Source organism: Streptantibioticus parmotrematis (genome assembly GCF_019890615.1).
In the GTDB taxonomy this organism is placed as follows: domain Bacteria; phylum Actinomycetota; class Actinomycetes; order Streptomycetales; family Streptomycetaceae; genus Streptantibioticus_D; species Streptantibioticus_D parmotrematis.
This window is the reverse complement of record NZ_JAINVZ010000007.1, coordinates 219,395-230,905: the sequence shown is the minus strand read 5'-3', so window position 1 is coordinate 230,905 and position 11,511 is coordinate 219,395. Positions and strand designations below refer to the sequence as shown.

The following is an 11,511-nucleotide window of genomic DNA, read 5'->3' as shown; positions in this document are numbered from 1 at the left end:
CAGTGCGAGAGAGGGCAGAGGCGGAATTTGAAACTCCTAGGACATGGGTATTCGATGCCCGCACAGAAATCCGCGCATGTCTATCTTCATTCATGGATGCTGCACAGCTAGCGTTGGACGACGACGGTTCGCGGCGCAGCTTCAGGGGGTAGCGGATCGATCTCCCATTCCGCGCAAAGTCTCTAACTGGTCCCGGTTCGCCGCGGACCGGCTGGAGGGCCTGGTGGACCGGCCGCGTTCGGGGGCACCGCGGAAGATCACGGACGAGCAGGTCGAAGCACTGGTCGCCAGGACGCTCGGCCAGGCGCCGCCGACGGGCGATTCGCACTGGTCGACGCGTTCGATGGCCGAGGCGGCGGCCATGTCGCAGTCGGCGGTCTCGCGGATCTGACGGGCGTTCGGCCTCAAGCCGCACATCGTGGAGACCTGGAAGCTGTCGACTGACCCGCAGTTCGTGACCAAGGTCCGCGACGTGGTGGGTATTTACCTGTCCCCGCCGGAGAACGCCCTGGTCCTGGCGGTGGACGAGAAGTCGCAGATACAGGCCCTGGACCGTACCCAGCCGGTGCTGCCGATGGCGCCGACCACGCCGGCGAAGATGACGCACGACTACGTCCGGCACGGCACGACCAGCCTGTTCGCCGCTCTGGACATCACCTCTGGCTCGGTCATAGCCCAGCACTACCGCCGCCACCGCCACCAGGAGTTCCTCCGCTTCCTGAAGGTCATCGACGCAGCCGTTCCGAAGCACCTCGAACTCCACCTGGTCCTGGACAACTACGCCACCCACAAAACCAAGTGGCTGCTTCGGCACTCCCGCTTCCATCTGCACTTCACTCCCACCTCGACGTCCTGGCTCAACCTCGTCGAGCGCTGGTTCGCGGAGCTGACCTGCCGCAAACTCCGCCGCTCGGCCCACCGCAGCGTCATCGAACTGGAACGGGACATCCGCGACTGGATCAACGAGTGGAACAGGAACCCCAAGCCGTTCGTCTGGACGAAGACCGCCGACGAAGTCCTCGACACCCTAGCCGCATACTGCACACGAATTAACGACTCAGAACACTAGTGAGTGGAAGGACTCACTCGGGGTGGACCGTTAGACCAGAACCGCGGGGAACTTCGCGACCAGCCACAGCGGGCCCGAGGTCGGGCGACGGCCTTCGTCGGTGGTCTCGTCGGCCGCGGGCCGGTGGCCGGCTGGTCGCGCAGTTCCCCGCGCCCCTGCGTGCTCACCCAGGGGCGCGGGTCTACGCGGTCGCGCCGAAGCCTGAGTCGTGGCTCCACAGGTGGGCGCAGTTCGGGCACTGGAGGTGCAGGGTGCGGCCCTTGTTGGACAGCAGGTAGCGCCAGTGCTCGGCGCAGGTGCGGCCCGCGTCGCAGGTCCCGCAGTCCTGGTGGTCGGCGCAGCCCGGGCAGGGCACCCAGGCGCGGCGGCCCAGGTCGGCGCTGGGGTCAATCGGCAGCATGCCCGTACTCCTCCAGCGGGGGCAGTACACCGGCCGCCTCCAGCTGCCGGTAGACGGCGAGCTGCTCCTCGTCCAGCGAGGAGTAGAGCATCCGGTACGCCTCGCGCTCGCCGTCGAGGACGGCGGCCGGGTCCCAGGTGTCGCCGAGTGCGGCGACGACCTCGGCCTGGCGGCGCGCTTCCTCGCGGGTCAGGTCGATGTCGAAGGCGTGCAGCTGCTCGGTCATGGCGGTGCTTCCGGGTGGGCGCGGGAGTGATTGCTCCTTCCGTGGTAGCAAAACGACCCGCGTCCCGGACAGCCCCGACCGGAAAATGCGACGAATGTCTCGTACGACCGCAGGCGCGCGGCACGGCGGCCGGGTACCGGCGGGCTCAGGCCGCCAGGCCGATGACCAGCCACATGAAGCCGGTCCCGGCCACCGTGCACAGCAGGGTCGACAGCGACGGGTGCGGGCTGTGCGCCTCGGGCAGGATGTCGGAGGTCGCCAGGTAGAACAGGAATCCCGCGAAGAAGCCCAGGTAGAGGCCGAGCACGCCCTGCGGGATGGTGAACGCCAGCGTGATCGCCGCGCCCGCGACCGGCGCCACCGCGTCGCAGGCCAGCAGAGCGAAGGCCCGGCGGCGGGCGTTCCCGTACAGCCGGGTGATCGTGTACGTGTTGAAGCCGTCGGCGAAGTCGTGCGCGATCACGGCGATGGCCACCACCGTGCCGACCGTCGATCCGGCCTGGAAGGCGGCGCCGATGGCGAAGCCGTCCATCACGCTGTGCCCGACCAGCGCGGACGCGGCGGCCAGGCCCAGGCCCTGGGACCCGCCGCCGTGCTGGTGGCCGTGGGCCTGCGCGTGGCCGTGGGAATGCGCCGCGTACTCGCCCTCGTGGGCGCGGTGGATGGCGACCGAGCGCTCGACCACGTGGATGCCGAGGAATCCCACGACGAACATCAGCAGCGCGGCGGGCACGCCGAAGACCTCGCGCGGCTGCGCGTCCAGCGACTCCGGCAGCAGGTCGAAGCCGACCACGCCGAGCATCAGCCCCGCGGCGAGGCCGAGGACCAGGTGGCGCCGGTCGCCGATCCGGTGGGCGACCACGCCGCCCACCACCGTCATGAGGAACGCGCCGACCGCGACCAGTACTGCCATGGGGTCATGATCCCGCCAGGTCACGCGGTCCGCCGCACCGGGGTGGTCCGTATGGGCCGAGTGGTCGGCGCGGGTGGGGCGGATTGCCACTACCGACGGTAACGGCAGAGGCCGCGGGGCGGCGTCCGCGAGCCGGACCCGACGCGGTCACACCGCCCGGGCCAACCCGCCGTCCCCGCGAGTGACCCTCAGATCTCCCCGCGGTCGAAGACCCGTGACGCGAGCGTGGCGCGTTCGTCCTGCGGGATGGAGGTCCACCGGGTGCCGCGGATGGCACCTTCGAGGGCGAAGAGCGTGTGGCTGCGCGCGTCCTCCGGCAGTTCCCCGCTGATCTTGGCGAAGGCGGCCGCGGCACCGAGGCGCCGCAGCTCTTCCGCGTCGCTCACCCCGGCACCCCGCAGCCGGTCGGCGAGGATCGCACCGATGTTGGGGAGTTTTTCCAGAGATTCCATGTGTATCTCCCGGTCTGCGACAGTTCGTGACCTGTTCCGCCATGATGCCCGCCCGCGGGCCCAATCCCGCGCACGCGGGGCCGTCGGTGGCCGTGAACCGGGTCTTGTCCGGGATTCGGGATTACGGCACCGTACAGCCGACCGATGATCAGAAACCTTGATCAGACGATGATCTGAAGAGGGGAACGGATGACACGGCACCACTGGATACGGCGATCACGCGGCCTCGTCACACTGGCCGCAGCCGCGGTCCTGGCCCTCGGAGGCGCCACGGCCCCCGCCCTCGCGGCGGCCCCGGCAGCCTCCGGCACGAGCCCCGCCGCCCCGGCCTCGGGGCCCGAGGTGAACTACCAGGACCCGGTCAGCGCGGCGCCCCCGGTCAGCCGCCCGGCCACCCGGCACTGCACGGTGACGGTCCTGCGGCACGACTTCGGCAACACCATCAGCGACCCGCCCTACGCCACCACCGTCACCCCGCCCGCGGCCTGCGCGGGACCGTGGACCAAGGTGGTCATGAACTGGTCCGGCAGCATCAAGGGGCGGCAGTACGACCGGCTGGCCGGGGTCTGGCTGGGCGGCGCGGAGATCTTCCGCACCAGCACGCCCGAGCCGGACGACAAGGGCATCAGCTGGAACGTGGACAAGGACATCACCGAGTTCACCCCGCTGCTGCGCCACCCGCAGCAGCTCCAGGTCGAGCTGGGCAACGTTGTCAACAGCACGTACACCGGCGTCTTCCACATGCGGATCACCTTCACCTACTACCTGGCCGACACCCGCCACCCGGCGGCCCGCACCGCCGACCAGGTGCTGCCGGTCTCCGACACCACGCCCGGCGCGCAGCCCTGGTTCCAGCTGGGCAAGGGGCAGTCGGCGTCCAAGTCACTGACCTTCCCGCGTGATCTGACCAGCGCCAGGCTGGAGTTGTACGCGCGCGGCGGCGGCTGCGACGAGCAGTGGTTCGACGACGTGCCGGACGACCTGGCGGCGACCGCGCCGGACTACCTGTGCGGCGGCGGCCCGTACCGCGAGGTGCTGGTCAGCGTGGACGGCCGTCCCGCCGGACTGGCGCAGCCGTACCCGGTGGTCTACTCGGGCGGCATCGTGCCCACGCTGTGGCGGCCCGTTCCCGCCATCGACCAGTTCCGCACGCTCGCCTACGACCTGGACCTGACGCCGTTCGCGGGCGTGCTGGCGGACGGCCGCGCGCACACCCTCACGCTCACCCCGTACGGCGCCGACGACACGTGGACGGTGGGCGGTTCGCTCTTCCTCGGCACCGACCACGGCCGGGCGCACACCTCGGGCGCGGTCACCTCCGACACCCTGGCGGCGACGCCGACGGTGACCACGAAGGAGACCAAGCAGGGAGACGGCGGCACCGACGTGGCGGTCGGCACGCACCGCGACTGGTCGATCAGCGGGTACGTCGACACCTCGCACGGCCGCGTGACCACCACCGTCCGGCAGGCGTACAGCTACAGCAACGACGACGTGGTCTCGGCGACCGGCCAGTCCCAGCGGGTCCGCCAGCGCGACGCGGGCACCACCACGGTCACCACGCGGGGCGCGGGCACGCAGCGCGCCGAGCGGAGCACCTGGTCGTACCCGATCGACGTGGACAGCGACGTGGCGTCCCTGGTGGACGACAACAACTACGCGCTGTCCGCCACCGTGACGCAAGGGCGGGTGCTGACCGACAGCGTGCGTGAGGGCGCGTACGGCCCGTGGCGGACGACGGCCACCACCGACGACCGCCTGACGGCCACCGGTGAACTGGCCAAGAAGAACGGCGTGGTGCAGACCGCGGACGGCACCTCGACCGAGCGCTACCACGGCACCACGGACGACGGCTCGTGCTGGACGCGTGCGCTGCGGGCGGCGCACGGCTGGATCACCTCGGACCGCGGCAGCCTCGTGCCCGGCGGCTGCGGGAGGTAGGCGGGGCGGAGCGGGCGCGCCAGCGCGGCGGCTCGTCCGCCCGTCGACTCGTCCGCTCGTCAGCCGAGGGGTGCGGGGCGCTCGCTCCCGTGCCCCTCGGCCACTTCCGCGTACGTCTGGGCGAGTTCGGGGGTGCCGCCGTCCGCCCAGGCGCGGCCCGCGCGCACCACGTCGAACTCCCGGCCGGACGCCAGGCGCACCACCGGCTGCCCGTCGGGCCGCACCCGCCAGCGCGCTCCCGGCACGGTATGTACCACCACGGTGCCGAGGTAGAGCCCGGCGTCGTTGCCCAGCCGGGCCATCCGCTCCGGGTCGTCGCGCCAGCGCGGCATCACCTGGTCGAGAGCGGCCAACGAGTCGGCCGAATCGTCGAGTTCGAGACCGCTGTCGTACGCGAGGGAGCGCAGCGCCTCGCACTCGGCGAGCAGCTCCGCGAGGCCGTCGCGGTCGTCCGCGCGCGGTCTCGTCACGGACACTCCGCGGGCCGAGCCGTGCCGTGCGCGCCAGTTGTCGATGAACGAGATCCCCATATCCGCCCATCCTGGCACCGATCCGGTGCGCGGGACCCCGCGACGCGGCGATCGGCCGGAACGCCCCCGCCCGACGACCGCGTGGCGCGACGGGTCAGCCGCGGACCGTCGCGGTGGGTCAGCCGCGGACCGTGTAGACCTTGCGCAGCGTCTCGCGCACCGTCCAGGTCGTGCGGTCGCCCTCGCGCAGCACGCAGACGTCACCGGGGCCGACCTCGATCACCCGGCCGTCCTCGAAGGCGACCACGGCGCTGCCCGAGACCACGGTGAACAGCTCGTCCGCCTCGGTGTCGGTCACCACGCCCGGGGTGATCTGCCAGATGCCGTGCTCCACGGCGCCGTCCGGCGTACGCCACAGCACCGCGCTCGTGACCTCGGGGGTGCCGGAGACGATCTGCTCCGGGTCGAGCGGGTCCGGCGCCAGCTCGGCGTCGGCGACGTGCAGGGCGAAGGGCGGGACGGCGCTGGTGCTCATGACCGGCGAGCCTACGCGGCTCGTCCGCCCCGCGGCGCCGACACCTTGCCTGCCGTGCGGCCGGGCCGCGTACAGCCCGTAAAGCGGCGGGCCGTGTGACGGTGGCCCGTGTGGCAGCCGGGTGTCAGACCTCCAGGTCCACCACGACCGGCGCGTGGTCGGAGGCGCCCTTGCCCTTGCGCTCCTCGCGGTCCACGAACGCGTCGGTGGCGGCATTGGCGAACGGCTGGTTGCCGTAGACCAGGTCGATGCGCATGCCGCGGTTCTTGGGGAAGCACAGCTCGCGGTAGTCCCAGTAGGTGAACGGCTGGTCGTACTTGAGCGGGCGCGGCACCACGTCGCTCAGGCCCGCGTCCCGCAGCGCGGCGAGCGCGGCCCGTTCCGGCTCGGTGACGTGGGTCAGGCCCTCGAAGCGGGCGCGGTCCCACACGTCGTCGTCGGTGGGCGCGATGTTGTAGTCGCCGAGCACGGCGAACGGCCGCTCGCCCGCCGCGTCCTCGACGACCGCGTCGCGCAGCACCTGGAGCCAGCGCAGCTTGTACGCGTAGTGGTCGTGGCCGACCTCGCGGCCGTTGGGCACGTAGACCGACCAGACCCGGGCCGGGCCGCAGGTCGCGGCGAGCGCCCGGGCCTCCGGTGCCTCACCGTCCGGGTAGCCGGGCTGGCCGGGCAGGCCCGTCGTGACGTCGGCGAGGCCGACCCGGGAGAGCACGGCCACGCCGTTCCACCGGCCGGAGGCGTTGACCGCGGCCTCGTAGCCCAGCTCGCGCAGCGGCTCGTACGGGAAGGACGCCTCGGCGCACTTGAGCTCCTGGAGGCACAGCACGTCCGTGCCGGACTTCTCCAGCCAGGCCAGCAGCCTCGGCAGCCGGGCGGTGATCGAGTTGACGTTCCAGGTCGCGATGCGCAGTGCCATGCCAGGCAATCTACCGCCCGCCACCGACAACGCCCGCCGCCTTCCCTCCGCCGCCGACAACGCCCGCCGCCTTCCGCCCGTCATCGGCCACGCCCGCCGCCGGTCAGGCCAGCCGCACGCTCTCGCCCGGCAGCAGCCGCGCGTACTCGGCGCCGGTGGTCACCCCGCCGGGACCGAGGTTGCGGGCGTAGACCGACAGGCCGAGGTCGTTGAGCAGCCCGTCGTGCACGGCGTAGGCGCGGGCCGGGGAGACGGCGCGCACGTAGTCGGCGACCTCGGAGAACTTGTTCCACGGCGCGTGCACCGGCAGCAGCAGCGTCTCGACGGACTGGTCGGGCACGGTCAGCGCGTCACCGGGGTGGAAGACCGAACCGTCCACCAGGAAGCCGACGTTGGTGATGCGGGGGATGTCGGGGTGGATGACGGCGTGCAGCTCGCCGTGGACCTGGACGTCGAACCCCGCGGCGGTGAACGTGTCGCCGTGGCCGACGGTGGTCACCCGGCCGGGGAAGGCGGCTGCGATCCGGTCGGCGACGCTGCGCAGGGTCCAGATCCTGGCCTCGGGGTTGGCGTCGAGCGCGGCGCGCAGCCTGCCCTCGTCGAAGTGGTCGAGGTGCTCGTGGGTGACGAGGATCGCGTCCGCGCCGGCCGCCGCGTCCTGTTCGGTGAACGCGCCCGGGTCGACGACGAGCGCGCGGCCGTCCTTCTCCAGACGGACACAGGCGTGACCCTTTTTGATCATCTTCATACGGGCCATGATGGCACCGGGCCGGGCCGCCCGGCAGTGCGGCGCGATCCCGGTACCCGGCCAACCACCCTGGCGCCCGGCCCGGTGCCCGGGCCCTGGTCACGACGGCCCGGCGGCCGGTCAGCCCGGCAGCTTCGTCTCCTCCGCGATGACCCGCTGGGCCACCGCGAACGCCGAGTTGGCGGCGGGCACGCCGCAGTAGACGGCGGTCTGGAGGAGGACCTCGCCGATCTCGGCGGGGGCGAGACCGTTGCGCAGCGCCGCGCGCACGTGGAACGCCAGCTCCTTGAGGTGACCGCCGGCCACCAGCGCGGTCAGGGTGATCACGCTGCGGGTTCTGCGGTCCAGTCCGGGGCGGTTCCACACCTCGCCCCAGGCGTAGCGGGTGATGAACTCCTGGAAGTCGCCGGTCAGGTCGTCGGTGGCGGCCGTCGCCCGGTCCACGTGGGCGTCGCCCAGCACCTCGCGGCGGATCCGCATGCCGTCCTCGTACGGATCCGGGCGGCCGACGGGCGCGGGGGCGGCGGGCACCGGGGGCGCGTCCGGGGGCAGCGTGTGCGCCCCGGTGGCGGGCGGCGCGGCGTGCGCCGGGCCCGCCTCGGGGGCGGTGCGCGGTGGCGGTGCGACGGGCCCGGGCATCAGGAGGCGCTCGGACCAGGCGGCGGTGAAGTGCCGCACGACCAGGTCGGTGACCGCCCTCGGCTGTTCGACCGGGGCCAGGTGGGAGGCACCGGGCACCACGGCGAGCCGGGCGTCGTGGATCGCGGCGACCAGCGCGCGGGCGTCCGCCGGCGGCGTGCTGGGGTCCTCGGCGCCGGCCACGACCAGCGTCGGCACCGCGATCCGGCCCAGTTCGGCGCGTACGTCGTAGCTGGCCAGCGCCTCGCAGGCGGCGATGTAGCAGTCCGCGTCGGTGGTGCGGACCATCTGCACGGACCACTCGACGATGCCCGCCTGCGCGGCGCGGAAGCCGGGGGTGAACCACTGCTCGGGGGTGGTCATGGCGATCTGCCCGAGCCCGCCGGAGCGCACCACGACGCCGCGCTGCCGCCAGGCGTCGGGGGTGTCGAAACGGGCGGAGGCGGAGACCAGGGCCAGCGAGGCGACCCGGTGCGGGTGGCGCAGCGCCAGTTCGACGCCGATGGCGCCGCCCAGCGAGCAGCCCGCGTAGCCGAACCGGTCGACGCCCAGCTCGTCGAGCGTGGCGAGCAGCCGGTCCGCCAGCTCGCCCACGGACGAGGACGGCTCCGCGGGGGCACCGCCGTGCCCCGGCAGGTCGAAGCGGACGACCCGCCACTGCCCGGCCAGCTCGGGCACCTGCCGGTCCCACATGTGCCATGTGGTGCCGAGGGCGGGTCCCAGGACCAGGACCGGAGCGTGTTCCTGCCCGTCGCAGCGGTATTGAAGGGTCTGTGCCGTCGTCTCACTCACCCGATCACGCTCCCACATCCCGCCACGTCGCACGGACGGGGGTTGGGAGCCTCCACCGGACCGCCGCATGGAGGGTCGGCCGGGCCGCGCCGGGTAGGCGTTGCCGTGTTGCCGATCGAAGGCGGCAGAGGTTCACTGCTTACTGTACGTAACGACACAAATCACACCAGATCGGGGAGGGTGCCCGATGAGCACTCCGCACACCACGAACAACGCCGGCATCCCGGTCGAGAGCGACGAACACTCGCTGACCGTCGGTGCGGACGGACCGATCCTGCTCCAGGATCACTACCTCATCGAGAAGATGGCCCAGTTCAACCGCGAGCGGGTCCCCGAGCGGGTCGTGCACGCCAAGGGCAGCGGCGCGTACGGCTTCTTCCAGGTCACCAACGACGTCAGCGAGTTCACCAAGGCCGACCTCTTCCAGCCGGGCAAGCGCACCGACATGCTGGCCCGCTTCTCGACGGTCGCGGGCGAGCAGGGCAGCCCGGACACCTGGCGTGACCCGCGCGGCTTCGCGCTGAAGTTCTACACCGAACACGGCAACTACGACCTGGTCGGCAACAACACGCCGGTCTTCTTCGTCAGGGACACCATCAAGTTCCAGGACTTCATCCGCTCGCAGAAGCGCCGCCCCGACAACGGGCTGCGCGACCACGACATGCAGTGGGACTTCTGGACGCTCTCCCCGGAGTCCGCCCATCAGGTCGCCTGGCTGATGGGCGACCGCGGCATCCCGAAGTCGTACCGCCACATGAACGGCTACGGCTCGCACACGTACATGTGGGTCAACGCGGGCGGCGAGAAGTTCTGGATCAAGTACCACTTCAAGACCGACCAGGGCATCGACCACCTCACCGACGACGAGGCGGCCGAGCTGGCGGGCTGGAACCCGGACGTCCACCGCGAGGACCTGTGGCAGGCCATCGACCGCGGCGAGCCGCCGTCCTGGACGCTGTACGTGCAGGTCATGCCGTTCGACGACGCGCCGGACTACCGCTTCAACCCCTTCGACCTGACCAAGGTGTGGCCGCACGGCGACTACCCGCTGATCGAGGTCGGGCGGATGACGCTGGACCGCAACCCCGAGGACTTCTTCGTCCACATCGAGCAGGCCGCGTTCGAGCCCTCCAGCATGGTGCCGGGCATCGGCCCGTCGCCGGACAAGATGCTGCTCGGCCGGCTCTTCTCCTACCCCGACACCCACCGCTACCGGATCGGCCCCAACTACGCGCAACTGCCGCCCAACCGGCCGCACGTCCCGGTGTACTCGTACGCCAAGGACGGCCCGATGCGCTTCGAGCCGAACCGGACCGCCCGGCCCTACGCCCCCAACTCCTACGGCGGCCCCGCGGCGTCGCCCGAGGCGTACGGGGACATCACGGGCTGGCGGACCGCGGGCGAGATGGTCCGCGAGGCCTACACGCTGCACCGGGAGGACGACGACTTCGGGCAGCCGGGGACGATGGTGCGCCACGTGCTGGACGACGAGGCCCGCGCGCGCCTGGTCGCCAACGTCACCGGCCACCTCAAGGACGGAGTGAGCCGGCCGGTGCTGGACCGCGCCCTGCAGTACTGGCGCAACATCGACAAGGAGATCGGCGACCGTATCGCCACCAACGTCAACGGCGGCTGACGGTCCGGGCGGGCCGGACAGGGGCGGCGCGGGCGCCATGGCGACGTTCGTCCTCGTGCACGGGGCCATGCACGGCGCGTGGTGCTGGCGGGCCGTGCGGCAGCGGCTCACCGGCGCCGGGCACGAGGTGTTCACGCCGACCCTGACCGGCCAGGGCGAGCGCCGCCGGTCGCTGACCCCGGACGTCGGCGTCGCGACCCACGTCGACGACCTCACCGACCTGCTGTGGTTCGAGGACCTGCGCGACGTCCACCTGGTCCTGCACAGTTACGCGGGGATCCTGGCCGGACCGGTGGCCGAGCGCTGCGCGGAGCGGCTGGCGGGCGTCGTGTTCCTCGCCGCCTTCCTGGCCGACCCGGGGCAGTCGCTGCTGGACGTGGAGCCGCCGTCGGTGGCCGCCCGCTACCGGGAGATCGCCGACGCCACGGGGGACGGCTGGCGGGTTCCGGCGGGCCCCGCGTTCCTCGACCAGTGGGGTGTCACCGACCCGGACCTGCGGCGGTGGGCCGGACCGCGGCTGACCGACTTCCCGCTGCGCTGCCAGACCGACGCCGTCCACTTCGTGCCCGACGCGCTCGACGGCCTCCGCAAGGCGTACGTCCGGCACACCGCGCCGGCTCTCGACAGCCTGGCGCCCTTCCACCGCCGTGCCGTAACCGACGGCTGGGAGACCCACGACCTGCCCTGCGGCCACGACACCATGCTGGCCGCCCCGCGGCGGACCGCCGACGTGCTCGGGCGGATCGCGGCGGGGTTCCGCTGACCGTCCGGTGG

General features: G+C 72.1%; 12 protein-coding genes and 1 pseudogene. 4 read left to right on the top strand and 9 right to left on the bottom strand.

All coding sequences use genetic code 11. From position 1 onward, the window contains the following. Window positions 1-178: 178 nt before the first annotated feature. Window positions 179-1,069: pseudogene (locus tag K7472_RS13600) on the top strand (IS630 family transposase); the annotation flags it as partial. Between the two features lie 181 nt (window positions 1,070-1,250). On the opposite strand, the gene K7472_RS13595 reads toward K7472_RS13600, so the two are convergent. The 4 genes from K7472_RS13595 to K7472_RS13580 all read right to left on the bottom strand — a co-directional run bounded on the left by K7472_RS13595 (window position 1,251) and on the right by K7472_RS13580 (window position 3,060). Further along, window positions 1,251-1,469 carry a hypothetical protein gene (locus K7472_RS13595; protein WP_222977544.1) on the bottom strand — a complete coding sequence of 73 codons (219 nt, stop codon included), beginning with the start codon at window positions 1,467-1,469 and terminating at the stop codon, window positions 1,251-1,253. Next, window positions 1,456-1,695, bottom strand: coding sequence for a DUF6400 family protein (locus K7472_RS13590; RefSeq protein ID WP_222977542.1), 240 nt, complete (start codon window positions 1,693-1,695; stop codon window positions 1,456-1,458). The genes K7472_RS13595 and K7472_RS13590 overlap by 14 nt, the downstream gene beginning before the upstream one ends. 145 nt (window positions 1,696-1,840) lie before the next feature. Continuing rightward, on the bottom strand, window positions 1,841-2,608 hold the full coding sequence (locus K7472_RS13585) for a ZIP family metal transporter (protein ID WP_222977540.1): 768 nt from the start codon (window positions 2,606-2,608) through the stop codon (window positions 1,841-1,843). Between the two features lie 188 nt (window positions 2,609-2,796). Beyond that, window positions 2,797-3,060 (bottom strand): TfoX/Sxy family DNA transformation protein, encoded by a 264-nt coding sequence (locus K7472_RS13580; RefSeq protein WP_109453540.1) that lies wholly within the window; start codon window positions 3,058-3,060, stop codon window positions 2,797-2,799. 189 nt (window positions 3,061-3,249) lie between these two features. On the opposite strand from K7472_RS13580, the gene K7472_RS13575 reads away from it, so the two are divergent. Beyond that, window positions 3,250-5,001 (top strand): peptide-N4-asparagine amidase, encoded by a 1,752-nt coding sequence (locus K7472_RS13575; RefSeq protein ID WP_222977538.1) that lies wholly within the window; start codon window positions 3,250-3,252, stop codon window positions 4,999-5,001. Window positions 5,002-5,060: 59 nt separating this feature from the next. On the opposite strand, the gene K7472_RS13570 is transcribed toward K7472_RS13575, so the two are convergent. The 5 genes from K7472_RS13570 to pcaDC all read right to left on the bottom strand — a co-directional run bounded on the left by K7472_RS13570 (window position 5,061) and on the right by pcaDC (window position 9,101). Beyond that, complete coding sequence (locus K7472_RS13570; protein WP_222977536.1) at window positions 5,061-5,531, bottom strand: DUF6278 family protein; 471 nt, start codon at window positions 5,529-5,531, stop codon at window positions 5,061-5,063. Window positions 5,532-5,649: 118 nt separating this feature from the next. Next, window positions 5,650-6,006: a cupin domain-containing protein gene (locus K7472_RS13565; RefSeq protein WP_222977534.1), complete on the bottom strand. Its 357-nt coding sequence runs from the start codon at window positions 6,004-6,006 to the stop codon at window positions 5,650-5,652. 124 nt (window positions 6,007-6,130) lie between these two features. Beyond that, entirely contained in the window at window positions 6,131-6,916 is a 786-nt protein-coding gene (locus K7472_RS13560) for an exodeoxyribonuclease III (RefSeq protein ID WP_222977667.1), read from the bottom strand. A 109-nt stretch (window positions 6,917-7,025) separates the two neighbouring features. Beyond that, entirely contained in the window at window positions 7,026-7,670 is a 645-nt protein-coding gene (locus tag K7472_RS13555; RefSeq protein WP_222977532.1) for an MBL fold metallo-hydrolase, read from the bottom strand. A 120-nt stretch (window positions 7,671-7,790) separates the two neighbouring features. Beyond that, window positions 7,791-9,101 carry a bifunctional 3-oxoadipate enol-lactonase/4-carboxymuconolactone decarboxylase PcaDC gene (gene pcaDC / locus K7472_RS13550; RefSeq protein WP_222977530.1) on the bottom strand — a complete coding sequence of 437 codons (1,311 nt, stop codon included), beginning with the start codon at window positions 9,099-9,101 and terminating at the stop codon, window positions 7,791-7,793. 187 nt (window positions 9,102-9,288) lie between these two features. On the opposite strand from pcaDC, the gene K7472_RS13545 reads away from it, so the two are divergent. Together K7472_RS13545 and K7472_RS13540 are read left to right on the top strand one after the other, a co-directional pair. Further along, window positions 9,289-10,737 carry a catalase gene (locus K7472_RS13545; protein WP_222977529.1) on the top strand — a complete coding sequence of 483 codons (1,449 nt, stop codon included), beginning with the start codon at window positions 9,289-9,291 and terminating at the stop codon, window positions 10,735-10,737. 37 nt (window positions 10,738-10,774) lie between these two features. Next, window positions 10,775-11,500, top strand: a complete 726-nt coding sequence (locus K7472_RS13540) for an alpha/beta hydrolase (RefSeq protein ID WP_222977528.1) — start codon at window positions 10,775-10,777, stop codon at window positions 11,498-11,500. The last annotated feature ends 11 nt before the right edge of the window (window positions 11,501-11,511 follow it).

Bases quoted from the DNA above. Each gene is read 5' to 3' on its own strand.
- K7472_RS13595 (WP_222977544.1), bottom strand. From the start codon at position 1,469: ATGCTGCCGATTGACCCCAGCGCCGACCTGGGCCGCCGCGCCTGGGTG.
- K7472_RS13590 (WP_222977542.1), bottom strand. From the start codon at position 1,695: ATGACCGAGCAGCTGCACGCCTTCGACATCGACCTGACCCGCGAGGAA.
- K7472_RS13585 (WP_222977540.1), bottom strand. From the start codon at position 2,608: ATGGCAGTACTGGTCGCGGTCGGCGCGTTCCTCATGACGGTGGTGGGC.
- K7472_RS13580 (WP_109453540.1), bottom strand. From the start codon at position 3,060: ATGGAATCTCTGGAAAAACTCCCCAACATCGGTGCGATCCTCGCCGAC.
- K7472_RS13575 (WP_222977538.1), top strand. From the start codon at position 3,250: ATGACACGGCACCACTGGATACGGCGATCACGCGGCCTCGTCACACTG.
- K7472_RS13570 (WP_222977536.1), bottom strand. From the start codon at position 5,531: ATGGGGATCTCGTTCATCGACAACTGGCGCGCACGGCACGGCTCGGCC.
- K7472_RS13565 (WP_222977534.1), bottom strand. From the start codon at position 6,006: ATGAGCACCAGCGCCGTCCCGCCCTTCGCCCTGCACGTCGCCGACGCC.
- K7472_RS13555 (WP_222977532.1), bottom strand. From the start codon at position 7,670: ATGAAGATGATCAAAAAGGGTCACGCCTGTGTCCGTCTGGAGAAGGAC.
- K7472_RS13545 (WP_222977529.1), top strand. From the start codon at position 9,289: ATGAGCACTCCGCACACCACGAACAACGCCGGCATCCCGGTCGAGAGC.
- K7472_RS13540 (WP_222977528.1), top strand. From the start codon at position 10,775: ATGGCGACGTTCGTCCTCGTGCACGGGGCCATGCACGGCGCGTGGTGC.